22 protein-coding genes and 1 pseudogene are annotated in these 23,066 nt (G+C 71.5%); 12 read left to right on the plus strand and 11 right to left on the minus strand.

The genetic code is table 11. The features are described from left to right. Positions 1-21: 21 nt before the first annotated feature. Entirely contained in the window at positions 22-1,806 is a 1,785-nt protein-coding gene (locus OO52_RS37605) for a bifunctional metallophosphatase/5'-nucleotidase (RefSeq protein ID WP_030653645.1), read from the minus strand. 175 nt (positions 1,807-1,981) lie between these two features. Here OO52_RS37605 and mshD point away from each other — a divergent pair, with 175 nt between their 5' ends. The 7 genes from mshD to OO52_RS37640 all read left to right on the plus strand — a co-directional run bounded on the left by mshD (position 1,982) and on the right by OO52_RS37640 (position 9,409). Beyond that, positions 1,982-2,908, plus strand: coding sequence for a mycothiol synthase (gene mshD, locus OO52_RS37610; RefSeq protein ID WP_030653646.1), 927 nt, complete (start codon positions 1,982-1,984; stop codon positions 2,906-2,908). A gap of 92 nt (positions 2,909-3,000) precedes the next feature. Next, the gene (locus tag OO52_RS37615) at positions 3,001-3,387 is read left to right on the plus strand and encodes a GntR family transcriptional regulator (protein WP_030653650.1); all 387 of its coding nucleotides are present in this window, start codon (positions 3,001-3,003) and stop codon (positions 3,385-3,387) included. Beyond that, the gene (locus OO52_RS37620) at positions 3,384-4,277 is read left to right on the plus strand and encodes an ABC transporter ATP-binding protein (RefSeq protein WP_030653653.1); all 894 of its coding nucleotides are present in this window, start codon (positions 3,384-3,386) and stop codon (positions 4,275-4,277) included. Before OO52_RS37615 ends, OO52_RS37620 begins: the two co-directional genes overlap by 4 nt. Beyond that, the gene (locus tag OO52_RS37625; protein ID WP_037630378.1) at positions 4,274-5,323 is read left to right on the plus strand and encodes an ABC transporter permease; all 1,050 of its coding nucleotides are present in this window, start codon (positions 4,274-4,276) and stop codon (positions 5,321-5,323) included. The genes OO52_RS37620 and OO52_RS37625 overlap by 4 nt, the downstream gene beginning before the upstream one ends. Positions 5,324-5,524: 201 nt before the next feature. Next, positions 5,525-7,885: an RNA degradosome polyphosphate kinase gene (locus OO52_RS37630; protein WP_196944596.1), complete on the plus strand. Its 2,361-nt coding sequence runs from the start codon at positions 5,525-5,527 to the stop codon at positions 7,883-7,885. Next, positions 7,866-8,978 (plus strand): CHAD domain-containing protein, encoded by a 1,113-nt coding sequence (locus tag OO52_RS37635; protein ID WP_030653662.1) that lies wholly within the window; start codon positions 7,866-7,868, stop codon positions 8,976-8,978. The genes OO52_RS37630 and OO52_RS37635 overlap by 20 nt, the downstream gene beginning before the upstream one ends. Positions 8,979-8,995: 17 nt before the next feature. Then, entirely contained in the window at positions 8,996-9,409 is a 414-nt protein-coding gene (locus tag OO52_RS37640; RefSeq protein WP_030653665.1) for an NUDIX hydrolase, read from the plus strand. Positions 9,410-9,413: 4 nt separating this feature from the next. Here OO52_RS37640 and OO52_RS53255 read toward each other — a convergent pair whose 3' ends face one another. After that, complete coding sequence (locus OO52_RS53255) at positions 9,414-9,617, minus strand: hypothetical protein (protein WP_078630035.1); 204 nt, start codon at positions 9,615-9,617, stop codon at positions 9,414-9,416. Positions 9,618-9,804: 187 nt separating this feature from the next. Between OO52_RS53255 and OO52_RS37645 the strand changes: the two genes are divergently transcribed. Both OO52_RS37645 and OO52_RS51785 read left to right on the plus strand, forming a co-directional pair. Beyond that, on the plus strand, positions 9,805-10,668 hold the full coding sequence (locus OO52_RS37645) for a hypothetical protein (RefSeq protein WP_030653668.1): 864 nt from the start codon (positions 9,805-9,807) through the stop codon (positions 10,666-10,668). Between the two features lie 117 nt (positions 10,669-10,785). Then, positions 10,786-10,947, plus strand: coding sequence for a hypothetical protein (locus OO52_RS51785; protein WP_014673530.1), 162 nt, complete (start codon positions 10,786-10,788; stop codon positions 10,945-10,947). 5 nt (positions 10,948-10,952) lie between these two features. Here OO52_RS51785 and OO52_RS37650 read toward each other — a convergent pair whose 3' ends face one another. After that, the gene (locus OO52_RS37650; protein ID WP_030653671.1) at positions 10,953-11,261 is read right to left on the minus strand and encodes a metal-sensitive transcriptional regulator; all 309 of its coding nucleotides are present in this window, start codon (positions 11,259-11,261) and stop codon (positions 10,953-10,955) included. A 214-nt stretch (positions 11,262-11,475) separates the two neighbouring features. On the opposite strand from OO52_RS37650, the gene OO52_RS37655 reads away from it, so the two are divergent. Further along, complete coding sequence (locus OO52_RS37655) at positions 11,476-12,096, plus strand: DUF47 domain-containing protein (protein ID WP_015493282.1); 621 nt, start codon at positions 11,476-11,478, stop codon at positions 12,094-12,096. Positions 12,097-12,103: 7 nt separating this feature from the next. Continuing rightward, positions 12,104-13,102 carry an inorganic phosphate transporter gene (locus OO52_RS37660; protein WP_030653674.1) on the plus strand — a complete coding sequence of 333 codons (999 nt, stop codon included), beginning with the start codon at positions 12,104-12,106 and terminating at the stop codon, positions 13,100-13,102. Positions 13,103-13,228: 126 nt separating this feature from the next. Here OO52_RS37660 and pstB read toward each other — a convergent pair whose 3' ends face one another. The 4 genes from pstB to pstS form a co-directional block, all read right to left on the minus strand. Further along, positions 13,229-14,005, minus strand: a complete 777-nt coding sequence (pstB, locus tag OO52_RS37665) for a phosphate ABC transporter ATP-binding protein PstB (RefSeq protein ID WP_030653678.1) — start codon at positions 14,003-14,005, stop codon at positions 13,229-13,231. A gap of 72 nt (positions 14,006-14,077) precedes the next feature. Further along, a complete protein-coding gene (gene pstA / locus OO52_RS37670; RefSeq protein ID WP_030653681.1) occupies positions 14,078-15,139 on the minus strand; it encodes a phosphate ABC transporter permease PstA in 1,062 nt (353 codons plus the stop codon). Then, entirely contained in the window at positions 15,136-16,140 is a 1,005-nt protein-coding gene (gene pstC, locus OO52_RS37675) for a phosphate ABC transporter permease subunit PstC (protein ID WP_030653683.1), read from the minus strand. Before pstC ends, pstA begins: the two co-directional genes overlap by 4 nt. Positions 16,141-16,254: 114 nt before the next feature. Then, entirely contained in the window at positions 16,255-17,388 is a 1,134-nt protein-coding gene (gene pstS, locus OO52_RS37680; protein ID WP_030653686.1) for a phosphate ABC transporter substrate-binding protein PstS, read from the minus strand. A gap of 322 nt (positions 17,389-17,710) precedes the next feature. On the opposite strand from pstS, the gene OO52_RS37685 reads away from it, so the two are divergent. After that, positions 17,711-19,279 (plus strand): FAD-binding oxidoreductase, encoded by a 1,569-nt coding sequence (locus tag OO52_RS37685; RefSeq protein WP_030653689.1) that lies wholly within the window; start codon positions 17,711-17,713, stop codon positions 19,277-19,279. Positions 19,280-19,549: 270 nt separating this feature from the next. Here OO52_RS37685 and OO52_RS37690 read toward each other — a convergent pair whose 3' ends face one another. From OO52_RS37690 to OO52_RS54775, 4 genes and pseudogenes are all read right to left on the minus strand, one after another. Continuing rightward, the gene (locus tag OO52_RS37690) at positions 19,550-20,257 is read right to left on the minus strand and encodes a phosphatase PAP2 family protein (protein WP_030653692.1); all 708 of its coding nucleotides are present in this window, start codon (positions 20,255-20,257) and stop codon (positions 19,550-19,552) included. 230 nt (positions 20,258-20,487) lie between these two features. Beyond that, positions 20,488-21,489 (minus strand): NlpC/P60 family protein, encoded by a 1,002-nt coding sequence (locus OO52_RS37695; protein WP_037630383.1) that lies wholly within the window; start codon positions 21,487-21,489, stop codon positions 20,488-20,490. Between the two features lie 101 nt (positions 21,490-21,590). Then, the gene (locus OO52_RS37700) at positions 21,591-22,361 is read right to left on the minus strand and encodes a trypsin-like serine peptidase (RefSeq protein ID WP_030653697.1); all 771 of its coding nucleotides are present in this window, start codon (positions 22,359-22,361) and stop codon (positions 21,591-21,593) included. 126 nt (positions 22,362-22,487) lie between these two features. Next, a pseudogene (locus OO52_RS54775) lies at positions 22,488-22,841 on the minus strand (SDR family NAD(P)-dependent oxidoreductase); the annotation flags it as partial. Positions 22,842-23,066: the final 225 nt, after the last annotated feature.

Genomic DNA, 23,066 nt, shown 5'->3' on the forward strand with positions numbered 1-23,066 from the left:
GTGGGGCCGGTCCTGCCGGTGCTACTGCACGACCGTGATCCGGTCCGCCTTCGGCGGTGTGATCGGGGACGTGGCCGACGAGTTGGCCGTCAGGTACTTCTCCAGGGCCGTCAGGTCGTCCGCGCCGACCAGGTCGCCGGTGCCCTGTGCCAGCGTCGGGAAGCCGTCGCCGCCGCCCGCGAGGAAGCTGTTGGTGGCGACCCGGTAGGTGGCCGACGGGTCGATCGGGGCGCCGTTCAGGCGGATGGAGTCGGTGACCACGCGGTCCGCGCCGGACTTGGTGAGGTCCAGGGTGTAGGTGAGGCCCGCGGACGGCTGGAGGATCTTCGGAGCCGCCGCGTTGGCGCCGCTGACCTGCTCCTTGAGGACCTGGACGAGCTGGGCGCCGGTGAAGTCCTGGAGGTTCACGGTGTTGGCGAACGGCTGGACCGTGAAGCCCTCGGCGTAGGTGACCACGCCGTCGCCCTCGGCGCCCTTGGCCGCGTAGGTGAGGCCGGCCCGGACCCCGCCCGGGTTCATCAGCGCGAGGCTGGTCCTCGGGTCCAGCTCACGGCCGTGGGCGAGCTGGGCATCGGCGATCAGGTCGCCCATGGGGGACTCGGTGCCGCTGTTGTTGACGTCGGCGGAGATGTAGCCGATGGGGCGGTTGCCGATCGGGGCGGCCAGGGTGTTCCAGCGCGAGATCAGGTCGGTCATGTCCGCCGCCTTGGGCACGTCCCGGGTGACCACGTGGTTCGCGGACTTCACCGCCGTACGCGCGATGTCGCCGGTGCGGCGGTCGTAGGTCAGCGTGGTGTCCGTGTAGAGGCGGCCGAAGGAGGACGCCGAGGTGACCATGCGGGGGCGGCCGGACGGGTCCGGGACCGTGCAGACGTACGCCTGGTGGGTGTGGCCGGTGACCAGGGCGTCCACCGCCGGGGTCACGCTCTTGGCGATGTCCACGATCGGGCCGGAGATGCCGCTGCCGGCGCCCGGGGAGTCGCAGTCGTAGTTGTAGGAGCCGGAGGCCGGGAAGCCGCCCTCGTGGATCAGGGCCACGATCGACTGCACGCCCTGGCGCTGGAGCACCTTGGCGTACTTGTTGATGGTCTCGGCCTCGTCCTTGAAGGACAGGCCCTTGACGCCGTCGGCGGAGACGATGCCCGGCGTGCCTTCCAGGGTGACCCCGATGAAGCCGATCCTGACGTCCTTCTTCTTCCAGACCCAGTACGGCTTCAGGATCGGCTTGCCGGTCTTTTCGTCCAGGACGTTCGCGGCCAGGTACGGGAAGTCGGCGCCCTGGAACTCCTGGTCCGTGTAGCAGCCGTCCGTGGGGTGGCAGCCGCCGTTCTGCAGGCGGGCCAGTTCCCGCGCGCCCTCGTCGAACTCGTGGTTGCCGACCGAGGTGACGTCCAGGTCCAGCTTGTTGAGCGCCTCGACGGTGGGCTCGTCGTGGAAGAGGCCCGAGAGCAGCGGGGAGGCGCCGACCATGTCGCCGCCGGCCGCGGTGATCGAGTACGGGTGGCCCGTGCGGGCCTGGCGGAGGTGGGTCGCGAGGTACTCGACACCGCCCGCGTCGACCGTCTTCGTCGTGCCGTCCGGCTGGAGTTCGGTGACCCGGCCGGAGGAGCCGGACGGGGGTTCCAGGTTCCCGTGCAGGTCGTTGAAGGAGAGGAGCTGGACGTCCTGGTAGCGGCCCGGCCGGTGGTGGCTCTCGTGCGCGTCCGCCGGCAGGGCGGCGGTCAGCGCCGCGGCCGTGGCGAGAGTGGCTGCGCTCGCGAGAAGGGCGTACGTACGACGTCTGGTGCGCCGGGGCGCGGCTGGCATGGGACCCCCCTGTGGGTCGGCTGTGGTGGCTCGGCGCAGCCTAAAGTCAACGCGCGTAGCACGACAGGGGGTTCATGGTTACATCCTGGTTTCCCTTTGCCGGTGCCTTTACCGGGGCTCCCGCCGTGGCCGATGTGCCGGGAATTCGCCCCGGCCGCCCCGTACCCTCGTACGCATGAGCAGCGACGACACCGTACGGGGCTTCCCCGCCCGCTCCATCGAGACCTACTCCGCGCTGACTCCGGACCGGGCCGAGGCCGTACTGCGCCTGCTCGGCGAGGCCGTCCGGGTCGACGGCCAGCAGCCGGTGTCCGAGCAGGGCCGGCTGCAACTGCGCGGCGGGGCCCGCGAGGGCGTCTCGCACCTGCTGCTGACCATCGACGGCGAACTCGTCGGCTACGCCCAGCTCGAGGACACCGACCCGGTGGAGGCGCCGGCCGCCGAACTGGTCGTGCATCCCGCGCACCGCGGGCACGGTCACGGCCGGGCGCTCGGCTCGGCCCTGCTCGCCGCCTCCGGCAAGCGGCTGCGGGTGTGGGCGCACGGCGGGCACCCCGCCGCCCGGCACCTCGCCCAGGTGCTCGGCCTGACCCTGTTCCGCGAACTGCGCCAGATGCGGCGGTCGTTGACCGATCTGGAGCTGCCCGAGCCGACGCTGCCGGAGGGCGTGACCGTGCGCACCTTCGTGCCCGGCAAGGACGACACGGCCTGGCTCGCCGTGAACGCCGCCGCCTTCGCCCACCATCCGGAACAGGGCTCGCTGACCCAGCGGGACCTGGACGACCGCAAGGCCGAACCGTGGTTCGACCCGGCCGGTTTCTTCCTCGCCGAACGGCGCGGTGAGCTGGTCGGCTTCCACTGGACGAAGGTGCACGCCGAGGAGGGGCTGGGCGAGGTGTACGTCCTCGGGGTCCGGCCCGGCGAACAGGGCGGCGGCCTCGGCAAGGCCCTGACCACGTTCGGGCTGCGCCACCTGGCCGCCCAGCAACTGCCGACCGCGATGCTCTACGTCGACGCCGACAACAAGGCGGCGGTGTCGGTGTACGAGCGCCTGGGCTTCACGGTCCACGAGACGGACCTGATGTACCGCACGGAGACCTGACATCTCCCCACGTGAGGGGCGGTCGTCTTGACGGCCGCCCCTCTTTTGCACCACCCTTTCACTACTCAATTAGTGAAAGGGTGGTTGTACCGATGGTCGAGTACCGCATCGACCGGCACAGCGGCGTCGCCACCTACGTGCAGATCGTCCAGCAGACCAAACAGGCCCTCCGCCTGGGCCTGCTGCGGCCGGGCGACCGGCTGCCCACCGCACGCGAGGTGGTGGAGGCCACCGCCATCAACCCCAACACCGTCCTGAAGGCGTACCGCGAACTGGAACGCGAGGGCCTGGTGGAGGCGAGGCGCGGCCTCGGCACCTTCGTCCGGCGGTCCCTGGGCACCACCCCCGCCGACTCGCCCCTGCGCGGGGAGCTGGAGCAGTGGGCGGACCGCGCCCGCGCCGCCGGGCTGGAGCGGGACGACGTGGCCGCACTCTTCACTGCCGTACTCGACACGCACTTCCAGGGGGACCCGACATGAGCAGCGACACGGCGTTGAGGGCCGAAGCTCTGGGGAAACGGTTCGGCCTCCGTGCGGGCTGGGCGCTGCGGGACTGCTCGTTCCGGCTGCCCACCGGGCGCGTGTGCGCGGTCGTCGGCCCCAACGGCGCCGGCAAGTCCACCCTGCTGGCCCTGGCCGCCGGGCTCACCGCGGCCACCGAGGGCAGCCTGACCGTCCTCGGCACCACACCGGCCGCCGCCCGCCCCCGGGTCGGCTTCGTCGCCCAGGACAAGCCGCTGTACCCGCAGCTCACCGTCGCCGAGACGCTGCGCATGGGCGCCGACCTGAACCCCGGCCGCTGGGACGCGGCCGGCGCCGAGCGGATCGTCGCGGGCGGCGGCCTGGACCCCGAGGCACGCGTCCGCTCCCTCTCCGGCGGCCAGCGCACCCGCGTCGCGCTCGCCCTCGCCCTCGGCAAGCGGCCCGAACTGCTGCTCCTGGACGAGCCGATGGCCGACCTGGACCCCCTGGCCCGGCACGAACTGATGGGCACGCTGATGGGGCAGGCCGCCCGGTACGGCACCACCATCGTGATGTCCTCGCACGTCGTCGCCGAGCTGGAGGACTCCTGCGACCACCTGCTGCTCGTCGGCGACGGCCGGATCCGGCTGTCCGGCGAGATCGACGACCTGCTCGCCGCCCACCGGAGGGTGAGCGGCGCCGCCGGGGCGACCCCGCTGGACGCGCACACCGTGGTCGAGTCCCGGGTCACCGGCCGGCAGCTCACCGCGCTGATCCGCCCGGCCGGACCGCTCCCCGGCGACTGGCGCACCGCGACGCCGTCCCTGGAGGAACTGGTCCTCGCCCACCTGCGCAACCCCGCCGCCCCCGCCCTGACCCCGGCCGACAACGAGGAGCACGCCACGTGACCGCCACCCTGAGCGCACCCGCCCCGGTGACCCCCGCCCCGCGCCAGACCCGCTGGCTGCTGCGCCTGCACCGGCCCGCCCTGTACGCCTGGGCGGTCCTGGTCGTGGGCGCGGCCGGCGCGCTGCTGTGGCTGTGGGGCCCGCTCACCGACGCGGCCGTGGAGGCCTGGCGCGACTACGACGCCACCTGCGCGCGCGGCCGCGCCTGCCGGTACGACCAGGACGCGATCCTGCGCTACAAGGACGTCTACCAGTACACGACCCTCGCCGTCCTCGCGGTCCCGTTCCTCGTCGCGGCCTGGGCGGGCGCCGCGCTGACCGGCCGCGAGATGGAGACCGGCACGGCACGGCTCGCCTGGACCCAGGGCGTCTCGCCGCTGCGCTGGCTGACCGCGCGGCTCGCGGTCCCGGCCCTCCTGGTCACCGCGGGCACCGGCCTGCTGGCGCTGCTGCACCACATGGCGTGGTCGGCGGGCGCGGGCCGGATCGACACCGCCAAGCCCTGGGAGGACGTGCCCACCTTCTACTCGGGCGGCCCGCTGATCGCGGCGCTCGCACTGACCGGCCTGGCCGTCGGCGCCCTCGTCGGGCTGCTGCTCGGCCGCTCGCTGGTCGCGCTGTGCACCTCCGCGCTCACCGTGGCCGCGCTGTGGATCGGCGTCCACATGAGCCTGCCGCACCTGTGGCCGACCGTCACCGGCGTCACCGGCCGCCGGAACTTCCCGGCGTACTCGGGGATCAAGGTCGAGGAGGGCATCGTCACCCCGTCCGGCGCCCACGTGCCCGCCTCGACCTGCGTCTCCGACACCACCACCGGGTGCCAGCGCCTCAACGACCAGCGGCACGCCGTCGGCTTCTACGTCGACTACCACCCCTACTCCCACTACTGGCCGCTGCACCTGGCCTCGACGGGGGTCCTCCTCGCCCTCACCGCCGTACTGACAGCGCTCGCCTTCTGGCTGGTACGACGCCGGACCACCGGCGCCCCCACCCGCACGAAGGCGGCCCACGTCACCGAGGCCGCCCCCGGCGAAGCCGCCGCCTGACGTCCCCGTCGGCCGCGGCCCTGACCGGCTTCCGGCCCCTGCGCCCGACGGCCCCGGCCGGTGCGGTACGTCCCTGGCGCGGGCGAGAGACGTACCGCACCGGCGTTTTCACGGCCGGGAACCCCTTCGGGCCGCCCCCCGCTATCCCGCACGTCATGTCGCCGTAACCATTGATTCAGCCGGGCTTGCGACGCTCGGCCAATGAAGCCCGCCGTGCCAGAGCCTTCGCCGCCCCCCGAGGGGCCCGCGGGGAACGGGGCCGTCATGCTCCCGCCCGCACGTTCCGACGCGCCTGTGTCACCCGTTGCGCGGAAGAATGGGTTCATGAGCCAGCAAGACACCCAGGCAGAGGTACAGCACCCCCAGCCCTCCGTGGGCTCCATCGCCGCGCACCGCCAGCACGCCGTGGCCGCCGTGGTCTCCGACCTGGAACCCGATCTCGACGCGGGTCTCGACACCTACGAGGAGGCGCCGACCGACGGCGCGCCCCTGCCCCAGGGCCGCTTCCTCGACCGGGAACGCAGCTGGCTCGCCTTCAACGAGCGCGTCCTGGAGCTGGCCGAGGACCCGAACACGCCGTTGCTGGAGCGCGCGAACTTCCTCGCGATCTTCGCCAGCAACCTGGACGAGTTCTTCATGGTCCGGGTGGCCGGTCTGAAGCGCCGCATCGCCACCGGCGTCGCCACCCGCTCCGCCTCCGGCCTCCAGCCGCGCGAGGTACTGGAGATGATCTGGGCCCGCTCCCGCGAGCTGATGGCCCGGCACGCCGCCTGCTACCACGAGGACGTCGCCCCCGCGCTCGCGGACGAGGGCATCCACCTGGTCCGCTGGTCGGAGCTGACCGACAAGGAACAGGCCCGGCTATTCACCCTCTTCCGGCACCAGATCTTCCCGGTCCTCACGCCCCTGGCCGTCGACCCCGCGCACCCCTTCCCGTACATCTCCGGCCTCTCCCTGAACCTGGCCGTCGTGGTGCGGAACCCGGTCAGCGGCCACAAGCACTTCGCGCGCGTGAAGGTGCCGCCGCTGCTGTCCCGCTTCCTGGAGGCCTCCCCCGGCCGCTACGTCCCCATCGAGGACGTCATCGCGGCCCCCAACCACCTGGAAGAGCTGTTCCCGGGCATGGAGATCCTGGAGCACCACGCCTTCCGGATCACCCGCAACGAGGACCTGGAGGTCGAGGAGGACGACGCCGAGAACCTCCTCCAGGCCCTGGAGAAGGAACTCATGCGGCGCCGCTTCGGCCCGCCGGTGCGCCTGGAGGTCGAGGAGTCCATCGACCGCGAGGTGCTGGACCTGCTGGTGCGCGAGCTGAAGATCTCCGAGGCCGAGGTGTACCCGCTGCCCGGCCCGCTCGACCTCACCGGCCTCTTCCGCATCCACAGCCTCGACCGGCCGGAGCTGAAGTACCCGAAGTTCATCGCCGGCACCCACCGCGACCTCGCCGAGGTCGAGTCGGCGTCCGCGCCCGACATCTTCGCGGCGCTGCGCGCCCGGGACGTGCTCCTGCACCACCCGTACGACAGCTTCTCCACCTCGGTGCAGGCGTTCCTGGAGCAGGCGGCGGCCGACCCGGACGTCCTCGCCATCAAGCAGACCCTGTACCGCACCTCCGGCGACTCCCCGATAGTCGACGCGCTCATCGACGCCGCCGAGTCCGGCAAGCAGGTCCTCGTCCTGGTCGAGATCAAGGCCCGCTTCGACGAGCACGCCAACATCAAGTGGGCGCGCAAGCTGGAGGAGGCCGGCTGCCACGTCGTCTACGGCCTGGTCGGCCTGAAGACACACTGCAAGCTGTCGCTGGTGGTCCGCCAGGAGGGCGAGACCCTGCGCCGCTACAGCCACGTCGGCACCGGCAACTACCACCCGAAGACCGCCCGTCTGTACGAGGACCTCGGTCTGCTCACCGCCGACCCGCAGGTCGGCGCGGACCTCTCCGACCTCTTCAACCGGCTGTCCGGCTACTCGCGCCGCGAGACCTACCGCCGGCTGCTGGTCGCGCCCAAGTCCCTGCGGGACGGCCTGATCTCGCGGATCGACAAGGAGGTCCAGCACCACCGTGCGGGCCGTCCGGCCTTCGTCCGCATCAAGGTCAACTCGATGGTGGACGAGGCGGTCATCGACGCCCTCTACCGGGCCTCCCAGGCCGGCGTGCCGGTCGACATCTGGGTGCGGGGCATCTGCGCCGTCCGCCCCGGCGTCACGGGCCTCTCGGAGAACATACGGGTCCGCTCGATCCTCGGCCGCTTCCTCGAACACTCCCGGGTGTTCGCCTTCGGCAACGGCGGCGAACCCGAGGTGTGGATCGGCAGCGCCGACATGATGCACCGCAACCTCGACCGCCGGATAGAGGCCCTGGTCCGGGTGGTCGACCCCGGCCACCGCGCAGCCCTCAACCGGCTGCTGGACACCGGCATGTCCGACAGCACCGCCTCCTGGCACCTCGGCCCGGACGGCGAGTGGACGCGGCACGCGACCGACGCGGACGGCCAACCCCTGCGCAACGTCCAGGAGATGCTCATAGACGCCCGGAGGCGCCGGCGTGGCACAGCAACACCTTGACCCGACGGACCCCACGGCCGAGGCGGTGACGGGCACCGCCCTCGCGGACTACCTGCGCGCCCAGGCCACGGAGTTCCTCCGCGCCCTGCGCCTGCACCGGGAGACGGGCGGGGCCACGGCGAACGGCGCGGAGGAGTTCGACGCGGCCCGCCTCCTGCGCCGCTCGGCCCGCCGCATCAGCGCCAGCCTGCACACCTTCCGCCCCCTCCTCGACACCGACTGGTCGGAGGAGATGCGCCCGGAACTGGCCTGGCTGTCCGGCACGCTGGGCCTGGAACACGCCTGCGAGGCCCGCCTGGAACGCCTGTTGCTGGCGTTGCACCGGCTGTCGGGGGCGACCGTCCTGCCCGCGCAGGCGGTCGACGTCGCCGTGGCCGCGGGCGCCCGCGCCGCCGGAGCGGGACGGGTGCGGGAGGCAGCGCCGGAAGCCACCGGCGGCCCGGCCGGCGCGACGGCGACGACAGAGCGCGGCAACCTCACCGTCGGCGCGGCGAAGGCGGGCGCCCTGCTCGACCGCCAGCTCACCCTCGCCCGGACGAGGGCCCACTCCACGGCGCTCCAGGCCCTCGGCTCCTCCCGCTTCCACGCCGTGGCCGACAAGGTCGCCGTACTCGCCAGCGAGGTCCCCCTCACCCCCACCGCCCCCACCACCGACCTGCGCCCCTTGGCCGCCGCGGCCGAGGAACGCCTCACGGACGCCGTCACCGCGCTCCCCCTGGTCACCGCCGGCCACCCCTACAACGCGGCGGCCCTGGTCCACGGCCTGTCCCCGGACCCGTCCCCGCACCCCCAGGACGGCCCCTGGCACCAGGTCCGCCTGCTGCTGCGCCTGCACCGGTACGCCCGCGAGGTGCTGCACGGCGGCAACGCCCCCGTGGACGTACGGCTGCTGACGGCGGGCCAGGCGCTCAACCGGCACCGGGACGCCTCGGAGGCGGCGGCCGCGGCGGCGCAGGCGGCGCGCACCCCCCGGATCACCCCGGCGACGGCGTACGCGCTCGGTGTGCTCCACGCCGACCAGCGGCACGAGGTGGAGGCGGCCCGGTTCGCGTTCCAGCAGGCGTGGCAGAAGCAGACCGTCCACGCGCCCTGACCCCACGAGGAGGCGGTGTGAACGACACCGTGGTCCAGGCGGCCGGCTGTGTGCTGTGGCGCCGCTCACCGGTCTCCGGCGACCTGGAGATCTGTCTGGTCCACCGGCCGAAGTACGACGACTGGTCCCACCCCAAGGGCAAGTTGAAGCGGGGCGAGGACCCGCTCGCCGGTGCGCTGCGCGAGGTCGCGGAGGAGACCGGGTACACCGCGGACCCGGGCGGCGAGCTGCCGACCCTGCACTATTCGGCCAACGGCCGCCCGAAGCGGGTGCGGTACTGGGCCGCGGAGGCGGTTTCCGGCCACTTCACGCCGAACGACGAGGTGGACCGCATCCTGTGGCTGGCCCCGGCGACGGCCCGGGCCCGGCTGACCCAGCCGCGCGACGGGGACCTGGTGGAGGCGCTCCTGCGGGCCCTGGAGCGCCGGTGACGGCTCACGGGCCCGTCGCGTGCCCCTCGGCGTCCGTGCGGGCCTGACTGCGGGCCCGGCGGGCGGGGCCGCGCCAGCCACAGCTGCATCTGGCCACGCAGAAGGGGCCCTGCTCGGTGGTCGTCGTGAGATGTTCCTGCCCGGACCGGGCACGCTCCGGCCCGTCCTCCGATACCGCGGTGACTGCCACGCCGTCAACAGTACCCATACCGGGTTAAAGAGTTGGTCTCGCTCCCCTCGGCCTCGGTCCCGCTCGCTTCGGCGTCGGTCCCGCCCCCGTCGGCCCGACGCGGCCCCGCCGCCGCTCCCGGCGGCGCGTGACGGCACCCCCCACCCGTCGTTATCCGGACGACAGGGGGCCCGTGACGGACACACCGGCTGGGGGTAGGCAGGCCATGGAGCGGCGGCAGCACAGGCGCGCGGGCGGGACGGTCGTCGCGGTGGGCATCCTCCTCGCCCTCGGGACGGGCGCCACGGGCTGTTCCGGCAGCGGGGCCGCCGCCGAGGACGTCAAGGGCGCCGGCGACCCCGTCACCACCCTGCACCGGGCCGCCGACGCGCTGCGGGCCGCGGGCAGTTCCAAGGCCGGCACCTCGATGGAGATGGCCACGGGCGGCACCCGGGTCACCATCCGCGGCAAGGGGGTCTACGACTACCGGCGCCGCCTCGGCCGGCTCACGGTGGTGCTGCCCGAGGACCCCACGGGCACCTCCGAACACCGGCCCATCACGGAACTCCTCGCCCCGGGGGCGCTGTTCATGAAGAACCGGGGCGCGGGCGTGCCCGCCGACAAGTGGGTGCGGGTGGAGACCGCGACGCTGTCCGACGGCAATCTGGTCACCGGCGGCGCGACCGACCCGTTCGCGGCGGCCGAGGTGCTGCGCGGGACGCGGGAGGCGGTCTTCGTCGGCAGGACCGAGGTCGCCGGGACGGCGGTGCGGCACTACCGGGGCACCGCCGACCTGAGCCGCGCGGCCCGGTACGCCTCCGCCGCGAACAGGGCGGCCCTGGCCTCGGCGGCGAAAGGCTTCGCCACGACCGAGGTGCCGTTCGACGCGTACCTGGACGACCAGGGCCGCATCCGCAAGCTGCGGCAGCGCTTCAGCTTCGTCAACGGCCGCCAGAAGGCCACCGTGGCGGTCGCCTCCACCCTGCTGCTGTACGACTTCGGCGCCCCCGCCGACGTACGGCTGCCGGCCCCGGCGGACATCTACGCGGGCCGGATCGCCGAGGAGGGCAGGACCCGTGGCGGGGCCTGAAACCGGCCGGTCACTAGTCCGGGACGCCACCCCGTAAGTAGCCCGTCCGTGCCATGCGCGGTGTGTGGAGCGCTGCCTACTCTAGGGAGCGGTGACGGCTGAGAAGAGGTGAGGCGGGTGGCTGCGGTCGGCGGCACGGCGGTTCAGGACCACGTGGCCCTCGCCGAGATCGAGCTGTGCGGAGAGCTGATCATCGCGGCCTCGGCCGCCGAGGACCGGCTCAGCCTGGAGAGCATCGACGAGGTGCTGCGGGTGGCCGAGGAGCGGAACGCGGCCTGAGCGGCTCAGCTCCGCAGCAGCCGGCCGATCGCCTTCGTCGCCTCGTCCACCTTCTCGTCGATCGCGTCACCGCCCTGCACGGCCGCGTCCGCGACGCAGTGCCGCAGGTGCTCCTCCAGCAGCTGGAGCGCGAAGGACTGCAGGGCCTTGGTGGAGGCGGAGACCTGCGTGAGTATGTCGATGCAGTACGTGTCCTCCTCCACCATCCGCTGCAGGCCGCGGATCTGGCCCTCGATCCGGCGCAGCCGCTTGAGGTGCTCGTCCTTCCGCTTGTGGTAGCCGTGCGTGGCGCCGGCCTCGGTCGTCGTCGTCATCGCGGCCTCCGTCTCGGGACGAGCTGGGGACAAAAGGGACACATACCCCTACTGGGTATATGGTAACGAACTTTCCGGGGTAGAGGGCCCTTCGTCCGCCCCCGTGCTGACCACTCTGCCCGATGGGCGACACTGGGATGCGGCCCGATAGCCGTGGCCGGATGATGCGCCTAGCATCAGCCTGACCGAAACCGAAGCACCCCGAGGACCCCACGTGCGCTTTCGTCTGACCCCCAGGGAGACGAGCTTCTACGACATGTTCGCCGCGTCCGCGGACAACATCGTCACCGGCTCGAAACTCCTGATGGAACTGCTCGGGGCGGACTCCTCCGCCCGGGCCGAGATCGCAGAGCGTATGCGGGCCGCGGAACACGCAGGTGACGACGCCACGCACGCGATCTTCCACCAGCTGAACTCCTCCTTCATCACGCCGTTCGACCGGGAGGACATCTACGCCCTCGCCGGTTCCCTGGACGACATCATGGACTTCATGGAGGAGGCCGTCGACCTGGTCGTCCTCTACAACGTCGAGGAACTGCCCAAGGGCGTCGAGCAGCAGATCGAGGTCCTGGCCAGGGCGGCGGAGCTGACGGCAGAGGCCATGCCGAACCTCCGCACCATGGACAACCTCACCGAGTACTGGATCGAGGTCAACCGGCTGGAGAACCAGGCCGACCAGATCCACCGCAAGCTGCTCGCCCACCTCTTCAACGGCAAGTACGACGCGATCGAGGTGCTGAAGCTCAAGCAGATCGTGGACGTCCTGGAAGAGGCGGCGGACGCGTTCGAACACGTGGCGAACACGGTGGAGACCATCGCCGTCAAGGAGTCCTGAGGCGTCGATGGACACCTTCGCCCTGGTCGTGACCATCGCGGTCGCGCTCTTCTTCACGTACACGAACGGTTTCCACGACTCGGCGAACGCGATCGCGACGTCCGTGTCGACGCGGGCGCTGACCCCGCGGGCGGCCCTCGCCATGGCGGCCGTGATGAACCTCGCCGGTGCCTTCCTGGGCTCCGGCGTCGCCAAGACGGTCAGCGAGGGCCTGATCGAGACGCCCCGGGGCTCGACCGGCATGGGGATCCTCTTCGCCGCCCTGCTCGGCGCGATCGTCTGGAACCTGGTCACCTGGTACTTCGGCCTGCCGTCCTCCTCCTCGCACGCCCTGTTCGGCGGCCTGGTGGGCGCGGCGCTGGCGGGCGGTACGACGGTGATCTGGCACGGGGTGGTCGAGAAGGTCATCATCCCGATGTTCGTGTCCCCGGTCGTGGGCCTGATCGTCGGCTACCTGGTCATGACGGCGATCCTGTGGATCTTCCGCCGGGCCAACCCGCACAAGGCCAAGCGCGGCTTCCGCATAGCCCAGACGGTCTCGGCCGCCGGCATGGCGCTGGGCCACGGCCTCCAGGACGCCCAGAAGACGATGGGCGTCGTCGTCATGGCACTGGTGATTTCCGGCCATGAGACGTACGGCGACCCGATCCCGGTCTGGGTGAAGATCGTCTGCGCGATCATGCTGTCCCTCGGCACCTACGCGGGCGGCTGGCGCATCATGCGCACCCTGGGCCGCAAGATCATCGAGCTGGACCCGCCGCAGGGCTTCGCCGCCGAGACGACCGGCGCGTCGATCATGTTCACCACGGCGTTCCTCTTCAAGGCGCCGATCTCCACGACCCACGTCATCACCTCGGCCATCATGGGCGTGGGCGCGACCAAGCGCGTCAACGCCGTCCGCTGGGGCGTGGCCAAGAACATCATCCTCGGCTGGTTCATCACGATGCCGGCGGCGGCCCTGGTCGCCGCCCTGGCCTTCGGGGTGGTCAAGCTGGTGGCGCTGTAACGACGGGCACGGCGCCCTAAGCCGTACGCAGTGACAACGCAGTGGGCCCGCCCCCGGGAGCCGGGGGCGGGCCCTTTGCGTCCTCGCGGTGGCACCGCCATGCAGCACCGCGAGGGGATCGTGGGATCAGCCGAAGCGGCCGGAGATGTAGTCCTCCGTGGCCTGGACCGACGGGTTGGAGAAGATCCGCTCCGTGTCGTCGATCTCGATCAGCCGGCCGGGCTGTCCGACCGCCGCGAGGTTGAAGAAGGCCGTACGGTCCGAGACACGCGCCGCCTGCTGCATGTTGTGCGTCACGATGACGATCGTGAACCGCTCCTTGAGCTCACCGATCAGGTCCTCGATGGCGAGGGTGGAGATCGGGTCCAGGGCGGAGCAGGGCTCGTCCATGAGGAGCACCTTCGGCTCGACCGCGATGGCGCGGGCGATGCACAGACGCTGCTGCTGACCACCGGACAGGCCGGAGCCCGGCTTGTTCAGGCGGTCCTTCACCTCGTTCCAGAGGTTCGCGCCCTTGAGGGACTTCTCGACGACGTCGTTCAGTTCCGACTTCTTGTAGTTGCCGTTCAGCCGCAGGCCCGCCGCCACGTTGTCGAAGATCGACATCGTGGGGAACGGGTTCGGGCGCTGGAAGACCATGCCCACCTCACGGCGGACGGACACCGGGTCGACCCCGGCGCCGTACAGGTCCTCATCGTCGAGGAGCACCTTGCCCTCGACGCGGCCACCGGGGGTGACCTCGTGCATACGGTTCAGCGTGCGCAGGAACGTCGACTTGCCGCAGCCGGAGGGGCCGATGAACGCCGTCACCGACCGCGGCTCCACGGTCATCGAAATGTCCTCGATCGCCTTGTGGGAGCCGTAGAAGGCGGTGAGGCCGCTTACGTCGATTCGCTTGGCCATGTCTGCTTCACTTCCAGAAATTCAAGCTCGGTCGCTGTGTGGCCCCGCCCGGCGGAGCCGGAAATAGTCGCCTCAGCGACCGGTCTTCGGGGCCTTCCAGCGGGCGATGCCGCGGGCCACCAGGTTGAGGATCATCACGAAGGCGATCAGCGTGAGGGCCGCCGCCCACGCGCGGTCGTACGCCGCACCGGAGCCCGCGCTGTTGGCGAACTGCTGGTAGATGAACAGCGGCAGCGACGCCTGCGCGCCCTCGAAGGGGTTGTTGTTGATGAACGGGTTGCCGAACACCAGCAGCAGCACCGGCGCGGTCTCACCGGCGATACGGGCGACCGCCAGCATGATGCCGGTGGTGATACCGCCGATGGAGGTCGGCAGGACCACCTTCAGGATGGTCCGCCACTTGGGCACGCCGAGCGCCAGTGACGCCTCGCGCAGCTCGTTCGGGACGAGCTTGAGCATCTCCTCGGTGGAGCGGACGACGACCGGCATCATCAGGATGGCCAGGGCCAGCGAACCGGCGAAGCCGAACGGCTGCATCTCGAAGATGAGCATCAGGCTGAGGATGAACAGACCCGCGACGATCGACGGGATGCCCGTCATGACGTCGACGAAGAAGGTGACGGCCTTGGCGAGCCGGCCCCGGCCGTACTCGACCAGGTAGATCGCGGTGAGCACGCCGATCGGGGCGCCGATGAGGGTGGCGAGGCCGACCTGCTCCAGGCTGCCGATGATGGCGTGGTAGATGCCGCCGCCGGGCTCGGTGTCGGCGACGACCCCCATCGAGTGGGTCAGGAAGTAGACGTCGAGGACCTTCACACCGCGCGCCGCGGTCACCCAGATCAGGGAGACCAGCGGCACCACGGCGAGCAGGAAGGCCACCCAGACGAGGCTGGTGGCGACACGGTCCTTGGCCTGGCGGCGGCCCTCGACGCGCGCGGCGATGCCGAAGGTGCCGAGGACGAAGAGGACGGCGGCGATCAGACCCCACTGGACCTTGCTGTCCAGGCCGGCGGCCAGGCTGATGACGATGCCCAGGACGAGGGAGCCGGCGGCGATCGCCCACGGCGTCCACCGGGGCAGGCTCGCGGCGCGCAGCGTGCTGTGCCGCTTGTCGGTGACGGCTGCGGTGCTCATGCGTTGGCCCCCGAGTACTCCGCGCGCCGGGTGATGATCAGCCGGGCGGCGCCGTTGACGAGCAGGGTGATGACGAACAGGACCAGACCGGAGGCGATGAGCGCGTCCCGGCCGAACTCGTTCGCCTCGCTGAACTTGCTGGCGATGTTCTGGGCGAAGGTGCCGCCGCCCGGGTTGAGCAGGCTGGCCTGGATGTCGAAGGACGGCGAGAGCACGGTGGCGACGGCGATCGTCTCGCCGAGCGCGCGCCCGAGGCCGAGCATGGACGCGGAGATCACACCGGAGCGGCCGAAGGGCAGCACGGACATGCGAACGACCTCCCAGCGCGTGGCGCCGAGGGCTAGGGCCGCTTCCTCGTGCATCTGCGGGACCTGGCGGAAGACCTCACGGCTCACGTTGGTGATGATCGGCAGGATCATGATCGCGAGCAGGATGCCGACGGTGAGCATCGAGCGCGGCGCGCCCTGGTCCCAGGAGAAGACGCCGGTCCAGCCGAAGAACTCGTTGAGCCAGCCGAACAGGCCGTTCATGTGCGGGACGAGCACGAGGGCGCCCCACAGGCCGTACACGATGGACGGCACGGCGGCGAGCAGGTCGATCACGTAGGCGACCGGGCCGGACATGCGGCGCGGGGCGTAGTGCGTGATGAACAGCGCGATGGCGACCGCGACCGGGACCGCGATGACCATGGCGATGACCGAGGAGACGAGCGTGCCGAAGACCAGGACCGCGATGCCGAACTTCGGTTCGAGGACGTTGGTGTTCCACTCGAACGTGGTCAGGAAGTTCGCGTGGTCCTTGCTGATCGCGAGGACGGCACGGTAGGTGAGGAAGACCGCGATGGCGGCCATGATCGCCAGCAGGAGGATGCCGGAGCCTCGGGACAGCCCGAGGAAGATGCGGTCACCGGGGCGGGTGGCGCCACGGGCCGCGCGCTTCTGCTCGGCGATGGTGGGCTGGGGGGCGGGCGGAGGTACGTCGGTTGTCGTCGATATGTCCATCGGGTTCTCCGGTCTGCGGAGCCGTACCCCCAGGGGGGCGGCGGCTCATGGCGGCGGTGCACCGGACGGTGCGGCCCGGCCCTGTCGGGTACCGGGCCGCACACTCGGATCAGTTCAGCTCAGGCCCTCGATGGTCGTGCGGACCTTGGAGATGATGTCGGCGGGCACGGGCGCGTAGCCGATGCTCGGGAGGATCTTCTGGCCGTCCTCGCTGGCGATGTAGCGCAGGAAGGCCTTGGTGGCGGGCAGGGTGTCCGCCTTGTTGCCCTTGTCACACACGATCTCGTAGGTGACCAGGGTGATCGGGTAGGCGCCCTCGGCCTTGGTCTTGTAGTCCAGCTTCAGCGAGAGGTCCTGGCCGGTGCCGACGACCTTCGCGGCGGCGATGTCGGCGGTGGCGCTCTCGGAGCTGGGCGCGACCGGCTTGCTGGCGCCGGTGTCGATGGACACGGCCTTGAGACCGTCCTTGACGTAGGACAGCTCGAAGTAGCCGATGGCGCCGGAGGTCTGCTTCACCTGCTGGGCCACACCCGCGGACTGCGGAGCGGACTGGCCGCCCTTGGCCTGCCAGGCCTTGCCGCCGGAGTACTTCCAGTTGTCCGGGGTGGTGGCGATCAGGTACTTGGTGAAGTTGTCCGTGGTGCCGGACTCGTCCGAGCGGTGGAAGGCCTGAATCTTCAGGTCGGGGAGCTTCACGCCCTTGTTCAGGGCGGCGATCGCCGGGTCGTTCCACTTGGTGATCTTGCTGTCGAAGATCTTGGCGAGGGTCGGGGCGTCCAGGACCAGGTTGTCGACACCCGGGACGTTGTAACCGATGGCGATCGGGCCGCCGACCATCGGCAGGTCGATGCCCTGGCCGCCCTTGCAGACCTGCTTGGAGGCGGTGACCTCTTCGGGCTTCAGCGCCGAGTCGGAACCGGCGAACGCGACCTGGCCCTGCGTGAACGCGGTGACGCCGGCACCGGAGCCGCCGCCCTTGTAGTTGATCTGCACGCCACAGGCTTGGGAGAAGGCCTTGACCCAGGCGTCGATCGCGTTCTTCTGCGCGGAGGAGCCGTCTGCGAGGAGCTGACCCTTGGCGTCGTCGCACTTGATCGAGCTGGCGTTGGCGGCCGTGGACGGGTTGCCCGACGCACTGCCGCCGCCGCCGTTGTCGTCGGAGCCGCACGCCGTCAGGGCCAGGGCGCCGGTGACGGCGACAGCACCGAGAGAAAGGGCGCGCAGCCGGTTCTTGCGCTGAAGCTTCACTTTCGGGAGTTCCTTCCAGGAGCCGCCGCTGTCGGCGGCGCGCGAGGTAGTAGAGGTGCGTGAGGGCGTTCATGGCCGCACTCGGCACCCGGTAAGGCCGAAATTAGGCAGATCAGGTGAAGCCGCCGATGGCCGGAAGTGAACGGGGGGTGAACCCCTGCCGTCGGCCCGGTGAGGTCACGGAATGCTCACGGGGAGAGCACGCAAAGGTTCCGACGACCGGGTTGCGCGGACATGTCTTCGATGTTCGTCACCCGGCCGGGGGAACTCCGCGGCCCGGCCCTTCGTCTGGTTCCACGACAGCCGAGGAAAGGCGACGGACATGGAACGGCGTACGTTCATCTCGGGCGGCGCGGCCGCCCTGGCGACCGCACTGACCGCGTGCAGTGCGGGCGGAGGGTCGTCCGCCCCCGCGGCGGACCACCCCGGTACGCCGTCGCGCTCATCCTCGCTCGGCACGCTGAAGACCACCAGCGCGACCGCCGCCGCGAACTGGGCGGCCCTCGCCCGTGACCTGGACGGCACCCTGGTGCGGCCCGGCGACGCGAGCTGGACGACCGCCCACCAGCTCTACAACACCCGCTTCGACGGACTGAAGCCCGCCGCGGTGGCCTATGTCGCGCACGCCGCCGACATCCGCACCACCCTCGCCTACGCCCACGCGCACGGCGTGAAGGTCTCCATCCGCAACGGCGGCCACTCCTACGCCGGCTACTCCTCCGGCGACAACCGGCTGATCGTCGACGTGTCCCGGCTGAACCGGGTCCGGGCGAGCGGCGGCCAGGCCGTCGTCGGCGCGGGCGCCAAGCTGATCGACGTCTACCGCGCGCTGGCCGCGAAGGGCGTGACCATACCGGCGGGCTCCTGCCCCACCGTCGGCGTCTCCGGCCTGGTGCTCGGCGGCGGCCACGGCGTCGCCTCCCGCGCCTACGGCCTGACCTGCGACAGCCTCACCCAGGCCACCCTGATCACCGCGGACGGCAAGCAGCTCACGGCGAACGCGACCACCAACAAGGACCTGTTCTGGGCGCTGCGCGGCGCCGGCAACGGCAACTTCGGCGTCGTCACCGAGCTGCAGTTCAAGACCCATGCCGCGCCCCAGGCCGTGACCGCCTACCTGACCTGGCCGTGGGCCAAGGCCGCCAAGGTGCTGGGGGCCTGGCAGGAGTGGGGCCCGAGCCAGCCCGACGAGATCTGGTCCTCCCTGCACCTGGCGTGCTCCCCGGGCGGCACCCCGAGCATCTCCGTGGCCTGCTTCTCCCTCGGCACCTACGGCGAACTCCAGAACGCCGTGGACCACCTGGCCCACCTGGCGGGCGCCGACGCCTCCTCCGTCTCCCTGCGCCGCCGGGGCTACGAGGAGGCCATGGAGATCTACGCCGGCTGCTCCTCCTTCTCCACCGACGCCCAGTGCCATCTGCCCGGCTCCACCCCGGGCCGCTCCCCGCAGGGCAAGCTCGGCCGCGAGACGTACGCGGCCCGCTCCGACTTCTTCGACCGCTCGCTGTCCGCGGCCGGCGTCCAGACCGTGCTGAAGCAGATCGCGGCGGTGCGCGGCGGCGCGGGAAGCATCGCGTTCACCGCGCTCGGCGGCGCCGTCAACCGGGTCTCCCCGACCGCGACGGCCTTCGTCCACCGCCGCTCGCGGATGCTGGCGCAGTACATCGCCTCCTGGGGCGCGGGGGCCTCCGGCTCCACCGCCCAGTCCTGGCTCACCTCCGCGCACCAGGCGATGCAGCCGTACGCCTCGGGCGCCGCCTACCAGAACTACACCGACCCGACGCTGAAGGACTGGAAGAAGGCGTACTACGGGGACGCGGCGGCCCGGCTGGCCAAGGTGAAGAAGCAGTACGACCCGCAGCGGTTCTTCTCCTCCCCGCAGGGGCTGTAGCGGGCGGGGCCGCATGACCGCCGGCGGCCTTCGGGGGTGCGGCCAGGCCCTGTCGTCTGGATCAGGCCGGCTACGAGGAGCGGTGCCGTCGAGCCGAGCCGAGCCGAGCGGGGTCTGGTGCGTGCAGCCGCAAGGCGGAGGAGGGCGACAACGCGATGGGGGTCCCCCCGCGCGAGCGCAGCCGAGCGCGGGGGAGGTTGACAACCGACGACAACGCGGCAGACGCGCGTGCCAGACCCCGCGACTCCGGGATGAGCCGGACGCCAGGGCCTAGGCCGCGAGGTCCCGCTCCTCGGTCCCCAGGGGGGTGCGGGCACCGGGCAGCAGGGTGTTGTCCCGGCCGCTGTCCGCCGCCGAGCGCCGCCGCACGAGCCGGCCGGCGCGCGGCGAGCGCTCCACGGCCCGCATCAGCGGGGTGAGCAGGGCCGTGGCCGGAGGGGACAGCAGCAGGACGACCGCCGTACCGAGGGCGAAGCCGCCGACGACGTCCGTCGGGTAGTGCACGCCCATGTAGACCCGGCAGAAACCCTCCAGCAGGGCCAGGCCGATGCCGGCGAGGCCGAAGCGGCGGTGGGCGACGAAGAGTCCCACGCCGAGCGCCATCGTGATCGTCGCGTGGTCGCTGACGAAGGAGAAGTCGGTCTTCCCGGAGACGAGGACGTCCAGGCCCCGGTGGTCCACGAAGGGGCGGGGGCGCTCCACGAAACCCCGTATCGGCACGTTCACCAGCACCGCGAGGCCGGCCGCGAGCGGCGCCCACACCAGCGCGGCGACCGAGGACGCGGCGTCCTCGCCGCCCCGGCGCCGCACGGACCACCAGCACCACAGGATCAGCAGCACCATGGCGAGCAGCAGGCCGTACTCACCGACGAACTCCATGACCCGGTCGAACCAGTGCGGCGCGTCCTTGGCCAGGCCGTTGATGTCGTAGAGCAGGTCGACGTCGGGGTTCGATCCGGATTCGGCGAGTACAGCCATCGTGCTGCGGCCCCTTCGTCGTCTTCCCGGACGCACCTCGTGTGCGTCTCTCCTGCCCCCCGTGGTTCGTAGATCCGCTTCCGCTGCACTCCCGCACTGACGTCCGCTCGGCTACGTCAACAGGAACGCACGCCCACCGTCAATACGTTCCACTCTCCACTGAATGATCACGCAGACGTTATCGAAGAGAGACTCATCACCGCAGCTCAGGGGGTGGGTTCACGCTCGGTTCACACCGCGGTGGGGAGTGCTTTTGCGCCATCTTCGGTGACCCGGGTGGCGCCGAAGTAGTCGGGGGTGTCGATGGGGTCGAACCGGATGACGGCGTTCGTACGCGGGGCGTCGATCATGTATCCGCCGCCGACGTAGATGCCGACGTGCCGGATGGCCCGGGAGTCGGTCAGGTCGTCGGAGAAGAACACCAGGTCACCCGGGAGCAACTGGTCCCGCGAGGGGTGCGGCCCGGCGTTGTACTGGTCGTTGGCCACGCGCGGCAGGGTGATCCCGACCTTCTCGTACGCGGCCTTGGTCAGCCCCGAGCAGTCGAAGCGTCCGCCCTGGTCGGCGGTGCCGTTGCCGCCCCACAGGTACGGCGTGCCGAGCTTGCTCTGCGCGAAGGCGATGGCGCCGGCGGCCTGCCGGGTGGGGTCGATCCGGGTGACCGGAGCGGCGAAGCTCTTCTCCAGGCTGCGGATGCGCTGGACGTAGTTCTGCGTCTCGCTGATGGCCGGAACCCCGCCCGCCCTGATGACGCGGTAGGCGCCGGCGTTGTAGGCGGCGAGCATGTTGTCGGAGACGTTCCCCGGCACGTCCTTCACGTACTTCGCCAGCTCGCAGTCGTACGAAGCCGCCGACGGGATCGCGTCGTTCGGGTCCCAGATGTCCCGCCTGCCGTCCCCGTTGCCGTCGATCCCGTGGGTCGCCCACGTGCTCGGGATGAACTGCGCGATCCCGCGGGCGTCGGCCGGACTGACGACGGTCGGGTTCCAGCCGCTCTCCTGGTAGAGCTGCGCGGCGAGCAGCGCGGGACTGAGCGCCGGGCACAGGTTGCCCCACTTCTGCACCAGCGACTTGTAGGCGGCCGGAACGGCCCCCTTGGCCAGCCCCCGGCTCCCCGAGGCCACCCCGCCCACCAGGTTCCCGGCCACGAGATACACCCCGACGACGAGCAGCATGACGAAGCCCATGCCGAGCCCGACGGCCGCCCCACCGATCACCCATACCTTCCGCACGGTTCAACTTTCCCCCATGCGGACGCGGTTCAAGGCCATTTGTGCGCGAAGTGGCGCCATTTCACGGGTGGCCGGGCCGGAGTGACGCTCCCTCAGCCCGTTCAGCGACCGGCCGTGGCGTCCCGGTACAGCTCCGCCGCCTCGCTCCCCAGGACCACGCTGTACGACGTGTCCGCCGTCGAGCCGCCCTGTTCATGGCCGCCGAGTACACCGACGACCTGTCCGTCACCGTTGACCCAGGGGCTGCCGCTGGTGCCGCTGGTGAAGTCCGGGCAGTCGATGCGCTGTTGGGTACGGCTGTGCGGGACCGGCTTGTTGGTGCAACTGATGGGCACCTCACGGGAGTCGGGGTAGCCGGTGACGGTGACCGCGGTGGCGCCGGTGGCCACCCCGGTCGCGAACCGGTTGGCGCCTGCCACGTCCTCCAGCCGCTCGCCGTGCCGCCCGGTGACGGCGGCGAAGGCGACGTCGCTGTCCTCGTCCCGCCCCTTGGCCCACCCGTCCGGCAGGAACCGCCGCGTCACCTTCCACTCCCCGTACGGCGCCCGCCCGTCCCGGTAGCCCGGCACGAACACCAGATCGGCGTCGACACCGGCCACGCAGTGCGCGGCGGTGACGATCAGGTCGCCCTGCGGGCTGTGCACCACGGAGGCGGTGCAGAAGTGGCCGCCGGCGAGCCTGCCCGCGCGGTCCGCCTCGAACAGCGCGCCCACCCGTGCGCTGTGCCGGGTCGCGACGGTGTCGGCGGTGACCCCGAGGGGTCCCCGCCCGTCGTCCGCGGTGGCCACGGAGGCCGACGTCACCGCGAGCAGCACCACAGCGCCGAGCAACGCGGGCCGTGAGGTGACCGAGATGCGTGAGGTGCGCTTCATCAGACCCCACTCTGTCCGAGGAAGGTGAGAATCCCGTTCCGACTTCGCCGAGATTTTCCTGTGAAACCTCCGCTTCCCCGTGAGGCGGCGATCAGAACGTCGTCGTCGGCAAGAGCTGGGCCCGAGGTCCGCCGCCGGCGCCCGGAACAGACCGTCGAGACCCGCCTCCGCGGTGGCGTAGCCGATGTCCCCGCTGCGGCGGAGCCGGCCCACGCCCGAGAAGACGCTGACGATACGGCCCCTGACACCCCGCACGGCCCGCCCCCGCGCAACGAGCCGGCTCAGGGCGCACGCCGAGGTCAGACGGGTGTCCAGCGGCGCGGCCGGCTCGCCCGGCGCCATCTCGGCCAGGCCCGGCCGGTCCCGGTGGCCGGCGTTGGCGACGTTAACGGCGTTAACGACGTTGGCGACGTTGGCGACGTTGGCGATGAGGCCGTCGAACCCGCCCGGCTTCGCGCAGCCGGGTCGCGGTCCCTCCAGAGCGACCGGGGCGGCGGCCGTTCAGCACCACGTGCGCCCCGGCCGCGGCCGGCCCCACCCGATCTCCAGCCACGGCCCGCGCGCCGAGCGGGCGACCGGAGTGGTGCGACCGGTCCCCCGGAAGCCCACGGGGCCGGGGCCGGTCATCGCTCGCGCTCCCCGGGGCCGCGGCCCGGTCGGTCCGTGCCGCTCGGCACGCTCGGTGGGCCCGTGGATCGGTGGAAG

Origin of the sequence: Streptomyces flaveolus (assembly GCF_000716535.1) — a bacterium.
Lineage (GTDB): Bacteria > Actinomycetota > Actinomycetes > Streptomycetales > Streptomycetaceae > Streptomyces > Streptomyces flaveolus_A.